Source organism: Bradyrhizobium sp. BWC-3-1 (assembly GCF_032917965.1).
In the GTDB taxonomy this organism is placed as follows: Bacteria; Pseudomonadota; Alphaproteobacteria; order Rhizobiales; family Xanthobacteraceae; genus Bradyrhizobium; species Bradyrhizobium canariense_D.
Window position 1 is genome coordinate 6,971,047 of sequence record NZ_CP136625.1, and the last position, 14,297, is coordinate 6,985,343.

Sequence of the window (14,297 nt, forward strand, 5' to 3'; positions counted from 1 at the left end):
TCATAGCGGACTGGGTTCCGCGGGTAGAGACGCACCGGGGGCGCGCGAGTTCCCGGCTTCGCGAAAACTGCCCGAAAATGCCGCGAATGCGGCGGGCGTTTTCCGGAACATCGCGGAGACGCATGCATTGGCAACCGGTCGCGCCAGTGGCGCTTCCCGAAAACCTTCTCGAAGGAGTTGCCCATGCGGAACAGGATTCTTGCTCTTGCAGCGCTCGCGGCCTCGATCGGCTCGCCCCTTGCGGCGCACGCGCAAAGCAGCGTCACCGTGGGACGCGCGCCCGTCGTCGTCGAGAGCGGCCCGACCATTGCGGTCGAGCAGCGGCCGGCTTTCCGCGACTATGTCGTCGAACAACGTGTGCCGGCTTTCCGCATCCCGGATCGCGTGGTGGTCGGTGCCACCTTACCTGAAAGCGGCGTCACCTATTATGACGTGCCGCAACGTTTCGGCGCCACCACCTATCGCTACACCGTCGTAAACGGCGAGACCGTGCTGGTTGAGCCGCGCTCGCGGCGCATCGTCGAGGTGATGGACTAACGTTTCCGGTATCAACTAGGTGTCCGGCGCGTCACATCAATCAGGCTGACGCGAGCAGTATAGTCGGACATCAGGCCCCGCCCGGTCCTCCCCCCGCCGGGCGGGGCTTTTTGTGTGGGCACTCTTCGCGCACAGCAATTGCGGCCACCAACTCCGTCGTCATGGCCCGGGCTTGTCCCGGCCATCCATGCCTCTCCGCGAGCGAAGAAGGACGTGGATGCCCGGGACAAGCCCGGGCATGACGGGGTCCAGTTGCGCCAAGACGCGCTCAATCCTGGATCTTCGAGAAATCCGCCACCGCACGCGTGGCGCTGCGGATCTCGTTGAGCAGTTTTAGCCGGTTCTCACGCACCTTCGCATCCTCGTCGTTGACGCGAACTTTCTCGAAGAACGCATCGACCGGCGGACGCAGCTTGGCCATCGCACTCATCGCGGCAGCGAAGTCTTCCTTCGCGACAGCAGCGCTTGCCTCCGCCTTCACTTCGCCGATCGCGTTGGCCAGCGCCTTCTCCTCGTCGAGGCCATAGAGCGCAGCGTCGGGCGCGCCCTCGAACGCGCGCTTGTCCTTCTTCTCCTCGATGCCGAGGATATTGCTGGCGCGCTTGATGCCGGCGAGCAAATTCTTGCCGTCCTCGGACTCGAGGAATTTTCCAAGCGCCTCGACGCGGCGGACGATCATCAGAAGGTCGTCCTGGCCACCGAGCGCGAACACGGCGTCGACCAGATCGTGCCGCGCGCCCTGCTCGCGGAGCTGCACTTTCAGCCGGTCTGCGAAGAAGGCGAGCAGGTCGCTCGGAAGCTTCTGCGCATCGGCAGGCTTCAAGGACAAGCCGGCGAGTGCGGACGCCGCCATCTTCATGATCGACATACGCAGTGCGTTCTCACCGATCAGCCTGATCACACCCAGCGCCGCGCGGCGCAGCGCATACGGATCCTTCGATCCCGTCGGCTTTTCGTCGATCGCCCAGAAGCCGACAAGCGTGTCGAGCTTGTCCGCGAGCGCGACTGCGACGCTGACCGGATCGGTCGGCACGCGATCGGCAGGCCCTTGCGGCTTATAGTGCTCCTCGCAGGCGGCAGCGACGGAGGCGTCCTCGCCCTGGGCCAGCGCGTAGTACTTGCCCATCAGGCCCTGCACCTCGGGGAATTCGCCGACGACTTCGGTCAGCAAATCCGCCTTCGCCAGATGCGCGGCGCGCGTCGCCTTGGCGACATCGGCGCCGACGAGCGGCGCGATCTCTGCGGCGAGACGCTCGATTCGCTTGATGCGCGCAGCCTGGGTGCCGAGCTTCTCGTGGAACACGATCTGCTCGAACTTCGGCAGCCGGTCTTCCAGCTTCGTCTTCAGGTCCGTCTCGTAGAAGAATTTCGCATCCGACAAGCGCGGACGAATCACACGCTCGTTGCCGGCGACGATGGTCTTGCCGCCGTCAGGCGCCTCGATGTTGGCGGTGAGCACGAACTTGTTGGTCAGCTTGCCCGTCTTGGGATCTTTGACGACGAAGCACTTCTGGTTGTTGCGGATGGTGGCGCGGATCACCTCGTCGGGGATCGCGAGATACTCCGCTTCGAACGATCCCATCATGACGACGGGCCATTCGACGAGACCCGAAACCTCATCGAGCAGCACCTGATCCTCGACCAGTTCGAACCCTTGCGCAAAGGTCAGCTCCTTGGCGTCGGCAAAGATGATGTCCTTGCGCGCCTGCGGATCGAGGATGACTTTTGCGGCCTTCAGCTTCGCTTCGTAGTCCTCGAAGCGGCGGACGGAAATCGCGCTAGGAGCCATGAAGCGGTGACCGTAAGTGGTCTGGCCGGCCTCGATGCCGTCCACCGAGAATTTGACGACATCGGGCTCTTCGGTCTCGAGCCCGAACGTCGCGGTGATCGCGTGCAGCGGACGCACCCAGCTCAGCGAGCCCGGCTTGCCGGAGCGCGCGCCCCAGCGCATCGATTTCGGCCAAGGGAAAGTGCGGATGATCACGGGGAGGATTTCCGCGAGCACGTCGATGGCGTCGCGGCCGGGCTTCTCGATCAGCGCGATGTAGAAGTCGCCCTTCGGATCGCGCTGGATCTTGGCCTCGTCCAGCGACGTCAAACCCGTCGCTTTCAGAAAACCCTGCACGGCCGCGTCGGCCGCACCGATCTTCGGTCCGCGGCGTTCGGTCTTCAGGTCAGGCTGGCGCGCAGGGATGCCGTGCACGGTAAGCGCAAGGCGGCGCGGCGTCGCGAACGCCTTCGCGCCTTCGTAGACGAGACCCTCGGCGACGAGCTTGTCGGTGACCATGCGGCGCAGATCGTCCGCCGCCTTGGCCTGCATGCGCGCGGGGATTTCTTCCGAGAAAAGTTCAAGCAAAAGATCGGGCATCAGGTCGCTCCGCCCGCTTCAGTATGTATCCAGGCCTCGCCGCAAGCTTTTGCCAGTTCGCGCACGCGAAGAATGTAGCTCTGCCGCTCCGTCACCGAGATCACGCCGCGCGCGTCGAGCAGGTTGAACACATGGCTTGCCTTGATGCACTGGTCATAGGCCGGAAGCGACATCAGATGCGCCTCGCGCTTGCCATCTTTCCAACCCGCATCGAGGTATTTCCGGCAGGCGGCTTCCGCCATCTTGAACTGCTCGAACAGCATCGCGGTGTCGGCGACCTCAAAATTGTGCTTCGAATATTCCTGCTCGGCCTGCAGGAAGACGTCGCCATAGGTGACCTTCGCGTCACCGTCGCGGCCGTTGAAGTTGAGGTCGTAGACCCGGTCGACGCCCTGCACGTACATCGCGAGGCGCTCGAGCCCGTAGGTGAGCTCGCCCGCGACCGGCGCGCATTCGACACCCGCGACCTGCTGGAAATAGGTGAACTGGCTGACTTCCATGCCGTCGCACCAGCACTCCCAGCCGAGGCCCCAGGCGCCCAGCGTCGGGCTCTCCCAATCGTCCTCGACGAAGCGAATGTCGTGCACGGCGGAATCGATGCCGATCGCGGCGAGCGACTTCAGGTACAGCTCCTGAAGGTTCGCCGGCGACGGCTTCATGATCACCTGGAATTGGTAGTAGTGCTGCAGCCGGTTCGGATTCTCGCCGTAGCGGCCGTCCTTGGGCCGCCGCGAGGGCTGCACGTAGGCCGCATTCCAGGGCTTTGGCCCGAGCGCGCGCAGCGTGGTCGCCGGATGGAAGGTACCCGCACCCATCTCCATGTCGTAGGGCTGCAGGATCACGCAGCCCTGCTCGGCCCAGAACCGCTGGAGCGCGAGGATAAAGCCCTGGAACGAGCGTTCCGGGCGCATATGGGCGGGCAAGGAGGCGTCCATCGTCAGATCGGGCTCTCGCGGGGGGTTGAATCGCGCGGGACCGTATCGACGGCAGGGGTGGGAATCAAGGTGAAGGGGTGATTCGGGCCTAGTTCTCCGTCATGGCCGGGCTTGTCCCGGGCATCCACGTTCTTCGTGCGGTGAGACAAGGCGTGGATGGCCGGGACAAGCCCGGCCATGACGTCTGCAGCAACTAACCCGGCCGATAGGCTCCGGTGACGGGATCCTGCTTCAGCGTCTGGACGGCCCCCATATGGGCGGCTTCGGCGACGCGCGAGAGGCGCATCTCCTCCAGCTCCTGGTTGATCCTGACGGCGGTCTTGTAGGCCCAGCGGACCACGGCAAGCCCGCCCAGGACGCCCGCGAATGCGACGAACGGCGGCATCGGTCGTTCCTTGTTCACAATGCTCAGCCCCCACGCGCATTCTTGCGCAGACCGGGCCGCGCCGCAATTGGCACGGCTTCAAGTCTCCTTGGGGCCAAATGGCGCGGAGGGGCTCCGTCTAAAACCCGAATTTCGCCCAGATCGCGCGCGTCTCGACCGCCGAGATCAGGTCGTCCGGCAGGCTGGCCATTGATTCCATGGCGGAAAGCTGCCCCGCGCCGGGCGATTTCCGGCCCAAAAGGCCGGAGAGCAGACCGGTCGGCTGGGCAATCACGGGGGTGAGAACCTTCTCGCCATAGCGGGCACGAAGAGTTGAGCGGAGATCGCCGATGCTGTCGGCGAGCCCCAGCGCGATCGAACTCTCGCCGGCCCAGTATTCGCCCGTGAACAGGGTGTCGTCGGAGCCCTTCAACCGCGCGCCGCGGCTCTCCTTCACCAGCGCGATGAAGATCTGGTGGATCTCGCGCTGGAGCGCCTTGAGCTTGGCGACGTCGTCGGGGTTTTCAGGGAGAAACGGATCGAGCATCGCCTTGTGCGCGCCGGCGGTGTAGAGGCGCCGCTCGATGCCGAGCCGCTTGATCGCCTCCTGGAAACCAAAACTGCCGCCGACCACGCCGATCGAGCCGAGGATCGAGGACGGATCGCAGATGATCTCGTCGCCGGCGCACGCGATCATGTACCCGCCCGAGGCCGCCACGTCCTCGACGAACACCAGCACCGGCAGCTTCTTCTCCGCCGCAAGCTGCTTGATGCGCAGATAGATCTGGCGCGACTGCACCGGCGAGCCGCCGGGCGAATTGATCACCAGCGCCACCGCCTTGGCGTTGCGCGTCGAAAACGCCCGCTCCAGAACCCGCGAAACCGTCGCGAGCGTCATGCCCGGGCGCAGCGGCGTCACTGCGCCGATCACACCGGACAGCCGCACCACCGGCACCACGGCCGTGCCGGGACGGAAGCGCGCCGGCAGATATTGCATGAGCTTGTCGGCCAGGCCGGAACTCTCACGATCGTTCAATTTTTCGGCCATGCCGTTACCTCTGATTAACCGTTTCTTATCACGCGACTGTCATTGGAAGGGCCCGGAACGTGTTTTGCAGAAAACCCGTTGAGAGGCTGCAATGGGCCAGCGGAGAACACCATGAAAATCTATCTGCTGATGCTGCTGATCGGTGCGCTGTTCATGGCGATCCGCCTGACGACTCCGCAAGAGCAGCAGTCGGAATCGCTTCCGCAATAGCTCAGCACGGTTCCACCAGGGGTAGAACCGCCCTTCCCTCCAGAATATCCATCACCTCTTTTTTCGACACGCGTGACTCCTCGTTAAGCATGAGGCCCGGCAACAATCGCGCCGGGGCCCTGCCGCCCTTGACCGCGCGCACCAGCACGCGGATCGCGGGCCGCCCGGCTTCACCGTGAACCGGCAGAATCGCGAGACTGCCGAAGCCGCGCGACAGCGCCGCCAAAACCTCAGCGATCCCATCTGCGCGCCAAATCAATGTCAGCGCGCCATGCGATCGGAGGATGCGCCGCGCCGCATGCACCCAGGCACTCAGCGTCTCATCCGTCGCCACATGCGCGATCTGGCGCGCCTGATCGGGCGAACCGCGATGACGAGCGGGATCGTTGAAGGGCGGGTTCATCAGCACCACGTCGACGCTGTTGGGCGGGAGCCCGCTGGCCGCGAAGGCCTGCGCGTCCGCGGTGACGTCGAGCACGATCGTCTCGGCGGCAATCGCATTCGCGGCCGCATTGGCGCGCGCAAGCTCCGCCAGCTCCGGATCGATCTCGAGCAGGCCGAGCCTGATCCCGGCGACGCGCCGAGCCAACGCAAGGCCCGCCGTGCCGATGCCGGCGCCGAGATCGACGACACGGTCGCCCGCCCTCGCCTCCGTCGCCGCCGCGAGCAGAATGGCGTCGTGCCCGGCGCGATGGCCAGACCGCTTCTGCTTCAGCCGCAATTGCCCGCCGAGAAAGGCGTCCTCGGTGAGGTCTGTCAGGGCTTCACTCATCGCCGCGCAGTTCGTGGCTGAGGCCGGCCTCGGTCAGAAGCTGCCGGGCCTCGATGGCGTCGTCCTCGTGGACCAGGATCCGCCGCGGCAAAATGCCGAGCGAGCCCTCAATGATGCTCATGTTCTGGTCCAGCACCAGATGATGGATGTTGGCGCCGTCGAGCAGCGCGCCGATCGCCGACACCAGCACCATATCGTTGGTCCGAACCAGTTCTCGCAAAACACAGCCTCCTGCCTGACGGGGATTAAGCGCCAAATGTCAATGGTTCCACGGCCCTTGCCGCATCCCCGTCCAGTTTCTATTGTCTTTCCATCAGAATAGCCCTTCCGGGGCAAATATTGGAGACCGGCGTGGCCGTCATCGTACCTTTCGAAACTCCCGGCGCGTCGATCGAAGAGCTGGTTGCCCTTGTCGCCGGTGACATGGAGCGCGTCAACGCCACGATCCTGTCGCGGACCGGTTCGGACGTGACCATGATCCCGGAGGTCGCGAACCATTTGATCTCCTCCGGGGGCAAGCGCCTGCGGCCGATGCTGACGCTGGCCATGGCCAACCTCGCCGGTTACACCGGCGACGGCCATATCAAGCTCGCGGCAAGCGTCGAGTTCATGCATACCGCCACCCTGCTCCATGACGACGTCGTCGACGAGAGCGAGATGCGTCGCGGCAAGCTGTCGGCGCGCATGCTCTGGGGCAACGAGGCGAGCGTGCTGGTCGGCGATTTCCTGCTCGGCCAGGCCTTCCGCATGATGGTCGAGGTCGGCTCACTGCGCGCGCTCGACATTCTCTCCGCGGCCGCCGCCACCATCGCCGAGGGCGAGGTGATGCAGCTTGCCGCCGCCAAGAACACCGCGACCACCGAGGACGAATATCTCGCCGTGATCCGCGGCAAGACCGCCGAGCTGTTCGCGGCCGCCTGCGAGGTCGGGCCCGTGATCGCCAACCGCCCGAAGGCGGAGCAGACCGCCTGCCGCTCGGTCGGCATGAATCTCGGCATCGCCTTCCAGCTCGTCGACGACGTGCTCGACTATGGCGGCAAGAGCGCCAAGCTCGGCAAGAACACCGGCGACGATTTCCGCGAGGGCAAGATCACGCTGCCCGTCGTGCTCGCCTTCCGCCGCGGCAACGACACCGAGCGCGCCTTCTGGATCCGCGCGCTGGAGCGCGGTGAGATCGGCGACACCGACCTCGACCACGCCATCGGGTTGATGAACAAGCATCGCGCGCTCGAAGACACGCGCAGCCGCGCCCAGCACTACGGCGCCATGGCCGTGGACGCGCTGGCGCTGTTCCCGTCCTCGCCGATGAAGAGCGCGCTGGAGCAGGTCGTGGCGTTCTGCCTGGCTCGGTCGCATTAGCTACCTGCATCCTTAGCGCTTGCTGGTAGCCACACCTTCAGTGTCGTCCCGGCGAAGGCCGGGACCCATTACCCCGGTCAGCGTTGTCTTAGCGCCTGTAGCAACCATCGTGCACCACAACAACAGTCGTGGCTATTGGGTCCCGGCCTTCGCCGGGACGACATCGTTGAGATACGCGCCACCACCGCATTAACAGCGTCATTGCGAGCGCAGCGAAGCAATCCAGAATCTTCCCGCAAAGGGACTCTAGATTGTTTCGCTTCGCTCGCAATGACGAGCTAGGTGTGCGAGGGCCGCCTTCCAACTTGCATTCAAATCCTGTGCGCCATCTTGCGGCACACCTCCGTCGGAGTGTTCCAACGGTTCGCCTACTAACTTGCATTTTGCAAGCTACTCACCTACCTTCCCCTCATGCAGCCCAAATCCCCCTCCATTCAGGAATGTCCGGTCGGCCGCGCCGTGGAGACGGTCGGCGAATGGTGGAGCATTTTGATCCTGCGGGATGCATTCCAGGGCGCAACGAGGTTCGACGAATTTTCGCAAAGCCTCGGGATCGCGCCGAACATCCTGTCGCGGCGGTTGGCCCATCTCACCGAAAGCGGCATGTTCGTCCGCCGCCGCTACAATGAACGGCCGCCGCGCTACGAATATGTGCTGACGGACAAGGCCCGGGACTTCTTCCCCGTGGTCGCAACCCTGCTCGCTTGGGGCAACAAGCATCTCGCACCGATGGGCGAAGCGATCCTGCTCGCGAACCGGCACGATTGTCGTCCGTTCAATCCGGTCGTGGTCGATGCCGCCGACATGCAGCCGATCACGCTCACCAATGCGGTCGTCGTCGCAGGCCCCCGCGCCAGCCGTGTCATGCGTAAACGGCTGACCTCGCTCAAAGCCATGAACCCGGCCGTCGCGCCGGCTGGAGACTGACATGCGTCGTATCGTCGTGACGGGAATGGGCGCGGTGTCGCCGCTTGGCTGCGGTGTCGAACTTTCGTGGCGCCGGCTGCTGGCCGGCCAAAGCGGGCTGCGCCCGCTGCCGGAATGGTCGCAGGCGCTGCCCGCACGTATTGCCGGCCTCGTGCCCGACAAGGCCGATGACGCGGAGGGCGGCTTCGATCCCGCGCAGGCCGCCGCGCCGAAAGACCAGCGCAAGATGGACCGCTTCATCCTGTTCGCGCTGCTCGCCACCGCGGAAGCGGTTGCGCAGGCCGGTTGGACGCCGCAGGACGCGGCGGCGCAGGAACGAACTGCGACGATCATCGCCTCCGGCGTGGGCGGTTTTCCGGCAATGGCGGAGGCGGTGCGCATCACCGAACAGCGCGGCCCGCGCCGGCTGTCGCCGTTCACGATCCCCTCCTTCCTCGCCAATCTCGCGGCTGGCCACGTCTCGATCAAATACGGCTACAAGGGAGCGCTGGGCACACCGGTCACGGCGTGCGCCGCCGGCGTTCAGGCGATCGGCGATGCCGCGCGCATGATCCGCGCGGGCGAGGTTGATGTGGCGATCTGCGGCGGCGCGGAAGCCTGCATCGACATCGTCAGCCTCGGCGGCTTTGCCGCGGCCCGCGCACTGTCGAGCGGGTTCAACGACGCGCGCGCCTCGCGCCCGTTCGATCGCGACCGCGACGGTTTTGTCATGGGCGAAGGCGCCGGCATCCTGGTGATCGAGGAGCTGGAGCATGCGTTGGCGCGCGGCGCGACGCCGATCGCCGAGATCGTCGGATACGGTACGACCGCGGACGCCTATCACATGACATCGGGTCCGCCTGACGGCGACGGCGCCCGGCGCGCCATGGAGATCGCGCTCCGGCAGGCCAAGCTTGCGCCCGCGGATTTACAGCACCTGAATGCGCATGCGACCTCGACGCCGGCCGGCGACGAGAGCGAGCTTGGCGCGATCGCGGCGCTGTTCGGCCGCCACCGCGGCATCGCGGTGAGCGCGACCAAATCGGCCACCGGGCATCTGCTCGGCGCCGCCGGTGGCCTCGAAGCGGTCTTCACCGTGCTCGCCCTGCGCGACCAGATCGCGCCGCCGACGCTCAATCTCGAAAACCCTGATCCCGCCGCTGACGGCATCGACATCGTCGCCGGTGTGGCGCGACCGATGCCGATGCAGCACGCGATCTCGAACGGGTTCGGCTTCGGCGGGGTGAATGCCAGCGTGATCTTCCGCCGGATGGGCTGAACGACGGGCCTTAGTCGACGGGCCTTGCAATCGCGGCAAGCATCGCTACCAAAGCAGGATGATCAACACGAATTTCTGGCTGTTCCTGGCCGCCGCTTGTCTCATCGCCGCCGTTCCCGGCCCCGGCATTTTCTACGTCGCGGCACGGACCCTATCGGAAGGGCGCGGCAGCGGTTTTGCATCGACCGCGGGCACCGCGCTCGGCGGGCTGGTTCATGTGGTCGCGGGCAGCTTCGGCATCTCCGCGATCATTCTTGCCAGCGCCGAGCTGTTTGCCGCCGTGAAATTCGTCGGCGCACTTTATCTCGTCTGGCTCGGCATCAGGACTTTTCGCAGCGCCAGCCGCGCGCCGTCATTCGACAGCAAGCCCGTCGGCGACAAGCGCGCCTTTCGCGACGGCGTGCTGGTCGAGGCGCTGAACCCGAAGACCGCCGCCTTCTTCCTCGCCTTCATTCCGCAGTTCCTTGACCCGGCGGGATCGAACCCGACACTGCAATTCATCACGTTGGGCGCGCTCTCGGTGACGCTGAACACGCTCGCCGATATCGTGGTGGTGCTGATGGCCTCCGCGACACGTACGCAGTTGATCGGACGCCCGCATTTGATGCGACGTCTCAGCCAGGGCTCCGGCGTCTTCATCGCAGGGCTCGGCCTGTCGCTCGCACTGGCGCGGCGGCCCGTGAATGGATAGCGCCACCATGCCCGCCCCGCAAAGCCGCATTTACGAGTCTCACGGCCTGCGGCTGCACTATGCCGACTGGGGCAACGACGGCGCGCCGGTCGCCATCCTGGTTCACGGCGGCCGCGATCACTGCCGGAGCTGGGACGTCATCGCCCGGTCGCTGCAGCCGCATTTTCACGTGCTCGCACCGGACCTGCGCGGTCACGGCGATTCCGACTGGACCAGGGGCGGCAGCTACGCGCTGACGGAGTATGTGTACGATCTGGCCCAGCTCGTCCGTGCCATCGCGGCGCCTCAAGTCACTCTCATCGGCCATTCTATGGGCGGCATGGTCAGCCTGATCTTTACAGGGGCATTCCCCGAACAGGTCTCGAAGCTGGTCGTGCTCGACGGCGTGACGATGTTGCCGGATACACCAAAACCGCCGGTGCATGAGCGGATCGGCAATTGGGTCGGTCAGCTCGACAAGTTGCACGACCGCGCACCGCGCCGCTATTCGACCCTCGAAGACGCGGCGGCGCAGATGGTCCTTCACAACAAGCGGCTGTCTCGCGAGCTCGCGCTGCATCTCGCCACCCACGGCGCGCGGCAGAACGAGGACGGCACCTATAGCTGGAAGTTCGATCCCTACCAGCGCGCCTCTGCGCCGCACCGGCTCTGGCCGGACGATCACATCGCGCTGTGGTCGCGCATCACCTGTCCGACGCTGCTCTTGAATGCCGGCGAAAGCTTTCTGGCTGGCGCGAGGGCCGCGGGGCTGGAGCGCTACTTTCCGCAGGCGCGCGTCGAGACCATTGCAGGGGCCGGACACTGGCTGCAGCATGACAAGCCGCAGGAGGTGTTGGGTGAGATCCGGCGGTTTCTCGGGCTTGGCGAGGACGCTGCGGGCTAGCTCCGCAACATCCGCGTCATTGCAGATCTAGCTCAGCGTTCCCGAGTGCACCCACCAGCCGGAATGATCCCTGCGGATATTCTCGGCGGCGGCATGCGCCTCGGCAGATGCGCCATAGATCGCAAAGCACGTCGCCCCCGAGCCGGACATGCGGGCGAGCTTGACGCCGGCGGAGCCACGCAAGGCTTCCAGCACGTCGCCAATCACCGGCTTGATGCGCATCGCAGGCGCTTCGAGATCATTGGCGACGGTCTCGAGAGTATCGATCCAGTCGGCGATGGAGGCGCCCTCGCCTGGCCAGGCCGGGCCGTCGAAGACGGACGTGGCGCCGACCAGGAGTTCGCCGTTGCGCAGGCCCAGCTCCTGGAACACGTCCTTTGTCGCGACCGGCACGCGTGGATTGACCATCACGCAGGGCATGCTCGGCAGCATCAAGGGCAGCAGCTGCTCGCCGACACCGGTCATGTCGCAGGCGCGCGAGAACAGACACACCGGCACGTCGGCGCCGGTCGCAAGCGCAACCTTCTGGAGGCGGGCGTCGTCGAGCGACAGATCGTTGAGGCGCGCCAGCAACCGCAGCGCCGCCGCGGCGTCGGCCGAGCCGCCGCCGATGCCGGCGGCGACCGGGAGCACCTTGTCGAGCGCGAAGGCGCCCAGCTTCAGGTTCGGGACGGCTTCGGCCAGGAGCTTGGCCGCCTTGAACACGAGGTTGTCGGCCATATTGCCGCAGGCCGCGGCGAGCGGCCCCGTCGTGGTGAGCTTCAGCTCGCCGCCGGGCTCCAGCGTGAGCCGGTCGGCGCAGTCGGCAAAGGCGACCACGCTTTCGAGATCATGATAGCCGTCGGCACGACGGCCGACCACGCGAAGGCTCAGATTGACCTTCGCGCGCCCTTCTTCAATCAACGCCGGCATTGACGACACGCCCCCAACTTCAACTCACTCAGCCGCCCTTGCCGTCGTCCTTCTTCTTCTCCTTCTCCGCCTGCGCAGCCGAGGAGTTCGAATTGTCGTCGGTCATACCGTTTGCAATCTTGGCCTCGATCTTCGGAAGCTCATCCGCTTCGGGCTTGAGATCGCGGGCGTGGGCCCACTGGAACTTGGCTTCCAGCGTGCGGCCGACGCGCCAATAGGCGTCGCCAAGGTGATCGTTGATAGTGGGATCCTCGGGCTTGAGATCAATGGCGCGCTCGAGGTTCTTCACCGCGTCCTCGTAATTGCCGATGCGGTAATAGGCCCAGCCAAGGGAGTCGACGATGTAGCCGTCATCCGGGCGCTGCTCGACTGCCCGCTTGATCATCTTCATGCCTTCGTCGAGATTGATGCCCTGGTCGATCCAGGAATAGCCGAGATAGTTGAGGACGTGCGGCTGGTCGGGTTGCAGCTCGAGCGCCTTCTTCATGTCGGCTTCGGCCTTGCCCCACTGCTTGGAGCGCTCCTCGCAGATGCCGCGATAATAATACCAGACGCTGTTGGCCTTATCGTTGCCGGCCGGCAGCACGTCGACGCCTTGCGAATAGGTCGCGCCGCATTCGCCGAACTTCTTGCGGCCGCGCTCGATGTTGCCGAGCGCCATGATGGCTTCGAGATCCTTGGGATCCTCAGTGGTGACGCCCTTGAGGATCTTGATCGCCTCGTCGGTGCGGTCGGCGGAATCCAGATCGATGGCGAGCTGGATTTGGGCGTTGCGCTTGAGTGGAGAGGACGACGGCACCCGCTCGTAGACCTTGATCGCCATCTGCGGCCGCTTCACCGATTCATAGAGATCGGCGAGCGAGAGCAGCGCCAGGGGATGGGTGGGCTGCAGGTAGAGCGAGAGCTGGAGGTAGACCAGCGCCAGATCCTCGCCGCCGCGGCGGGTCAGTGTGGCGCCGATGCCGTAGAGTGCTTCTGCGGCGCCGGCTTGCGCGCTATCGACCAGCGGCGGCATCTTCTTGCCGGCCTTGGTGTCGCGCAACCCTTCCACGATCAGCGGATGGCGGGCGAGCTTCTTGTCGAAAGCCTGGTAGACCGTGGTCGCGGCGGCCGAGTCCTTGTTGCGAGATAGCCAGCGCGCATAGGCCTCGGTGACACGCAACATGGAATCGTCGAGCTTGTAGGCACGCTCGAACCGGGTGCCAGCGTCTTTCTCCTTGCCGGCGAGTTCGAGGATCATGCCGGCATGGAGATCCTTGAACAGCGGATACCATTCAGGACCGGCCAGCTTGTCGATGGTGGCGACGCCGCCCTTGGCATCCCCCGCACCATAGGCGGCCCAGCCCGACAGCAGCGTGGCGACGAGATCGGTGATCGGACCGCGGATCGACTGGTTGATGTTGGTCTGCGCGGTCGCGTACTTCTTGAACTTGAGATCGTGCACGCCAACGACGAGCCGTGCAACGCGGTTGGTCTTGTCGATGGTCAGGATGCGCTCAGCGAGCTTGACAGCCTCGTCGATGTCACCGTCGGCGACCGAGGAGATGAAGGCGCGGTCGAGCAGCTCGTTGTTCTTGGGGTCGGTGCGCAGGGCCGAGCGATAGAATGCAGCGGCGGAGGCCGCGTCGCGCTCGACGCTGGCGTGGCGGGCGGCGAGATAGCTGCCGGAGGTGGTCAGCGCCTTCAGATCGTTTCGGGTCGGAAACTGCGCCGCCGTGTCGGACGGATGGTCCGGCGTCTGCGCCCGGACCGCGCCGGGGACCGTCGCCATCGCTGAGCCCATGAGGGCAATGGCGGCAACAGTCCAACGGTTGAAACGATTTGAAAGCATCGGGGCTCGCCTTGAGTTGGTAGTGCCTGGGTTTGCAGAAGGCCGTATCGCAAGCGAACGCGGCCGGTGGCATGGGGACCCGGAACCGTCAGGCCGACAATGCCGCTTTTGGCGCTTCACCGCAAGGATTCGGACCGGGCGATCCCCTCCGCACGGCACAAATCGGCCAAGTGACCCGTCAAGAGCGCCCCAAGACGCCGCC

Annotated in this window: 14 protein-coding genes; 6 read left to right on the plus strand and 8 right to left on the minus strand. The window is 65.3% G+C overall.

The genetic code is table 11. From position 1 onward, the window contains the following. The first annotated feature begins 183 nt into the window (after nt 1-183). Entirely contained in the window at nt 184-537 is a 354-nt protein-coding gene (locus RX329_RS33630) for a DUF1236 domain-containing protein (RefSeq protein ID WP_317244892.1), read from the plus strand. A gap of 268 nt (nt 538-805) precedes the next feature. On the opposite strand, the gene glyS is transcribed toward RX329_RS33630, so the two are convergent. From glyS to RX329_RS33660, 6 genes are all read right to left on the minus strand, one after another. After that, nucleotides 806-2,905, minus strand: coding sequence for a glycine--tRNA ligase subunit beta (glyS, locus tag RX329_RS33635; RefSeq protein ID WP_204513856.1), 2,100 nt, complete (start codon nt 2,903-2,905; stop codon nt 806-808). Continuing rightward, a complete protein-coding gene (locus RX329_RS33640; RefSeq protein ID WP_317244893.1) occupies nt 2,905-3,840 on the minus strand; it encodes a glycine--tRNA ligase subunit alpha in 936 nt (311 codons plus the stop codon). Before RX329_RS33640 ends, glyS begins: the two co-directional genes overlap by 1 nt. 193 nt (nt 3,841-4,033) lie before the next feature. Then, nucleotides 4,034-4,225 (minus strand): hypothetical protein, encoded by a 192-nt coding sequence (locus RX329_RS33645; protein WP_085352613.1) that lies wholly within the window; start codon nt 4,223-4,225, stop codon nt 4,034-4,036. Between the two features lie 118 nt (nt 4,226-4,343). Next, the gene (locus RX329_RS33650; protein WP_317244894.1) at nt 4,344-5,252 is read right to left on the minus strand and encodes a S49 family peptidase; all 909 of its coding nucleotides are present in this window, start codon (nt 5,250-5,252) and stop codon (nt 4,344-4,346) included. Between the two features lie 211 nt (nt 5,253-5,463). Beyond that, nucleotides 5,464-6,234: a tRNA1(Val) (adenine(37)-N6)-methyltransferase gene (locus tag RX329_RS33655; protein WP_317244895.1), complete on the minus strand. Its 771-nt coding sequence runs from the start codon at nt 6,232-6,234 to the stop codon at nt 5,464-5,466. Further along, nucleotides 6,227-6,454, minus strand: coding sequence for a DUF2007 domain-containing protein (locus RX329_RS33660; protein WP_007607161.1), 228 nt, complete (start codon nt 6,452-6,454; stop codon nt 6,227-6,229). Before RX329_RS33660 ends, RX329_RS33655 begins: the two co-directional genes overlap by 8 nt. Before the next feature lie 131 nt (nt 6,455-6,585). Between RX329_RS33660 and RX329_RS33665 the strand changes: the two genes are divergently transcribed. The 5 genes from RX329_RS33665 (at nt 6,586) to RX329_RS33685 (ending at nt 11,352) form a co-directional block, all read left to right on the plus strand. Then, a complete protein-coding gene (locus RX329_RS33665) occupies nt 6,586-7,593 on the plus strand; it encodes a polyprenyl synthetase family protein (protein WP_007594965.1) in 1,008 nt (335 codons plus the stop codon). Nucleotides 7,594-8,004: 411 nt separating this feature from the next. Next, nucleotides 8,005-8,520 carry a winged helix-turn-helix transcriptional regulator gene (locus RX329_RS33670; protein WP_018454901.1) on the plus strand — a complete coding sequence of 172 codons (516 nt, stop codon included), beginning with the start codon at nt 8,005-8,007 and terminating at the stop codon, nt 8,518-8,520. Between the two features lies 1 nt (nt 8,521). Continuing rightward, nucleotides 8,522-9,778, plus strand: coding sequence for a beta-ketoacyl-ACP synthase II (gene fabF / locus RX329_RS33675; RefSeq protein ID WP_317244896.1), 1,257 nt, complete (start codon nt 8,522-8,524; stop codon nt 9,776-9,778). A 58-nt stretch (nt 9,779-9,836) separates the two neighbouring features. After that, complete coding sequence (locus RX329_RS33680; protein WP_317244897.1) at nt 9,837-10,469, plus strand: LysE family translocator; 633 nt, start codon at nt 9,837-9,839, stop codon at nt 10,467-10,469. A gap of 7 nt (nt 10,470-10,476) precedes the next feature. Beyond that, on the plus strand, nt 10,477-11,352 hold the full coding sequence (locus tag RX329_RS33685) for an alpha/beta hydrolase (protein ID WP_317244898.1): 876 nt from the start codon (nt 10,477-10,479) through the stop codon (nt 11,350-11,352). A gap of 27 nt (nt 11,353-11,379) precedes the next feature. On the opposite strand, the gene RX329_RS33690 is transcribed toward RX329_RS33685, so the two are convergent. Both RX329_RS33690 and RX329_RS33695 read right to left on the minus strand, forming a co-directional pair. Beyond that, nucleotides 11,380-12,264 carry a 4-(cytidine 5'-diphospho)-2-C-methyl-D-erythritol kinase gene (locus RX329_RS33690; protein ID WP_018454905.1) on the minus strand — a complete coding sequence of 295 codons (885 nt, stop codon included), beginning with the start codon at nt 12,262-12,264 and terminating at the stop codon, nt 11,380-11,382. Between the two features lie 28 nt (nt 12,265-12,292). Then, nucleotides 12,293-14,095, minus strand: a complete 1,803-nt coding sequence (locus RX329_RS33695) for a tetratricopeptide repeat protein (protein WP_026232840.1) — start codon at nt 14,093-14,095, stop codon at nt 12,293-12,295. Nucleotides 14,096-14,297: the final 202 nt, after the last annotated feature.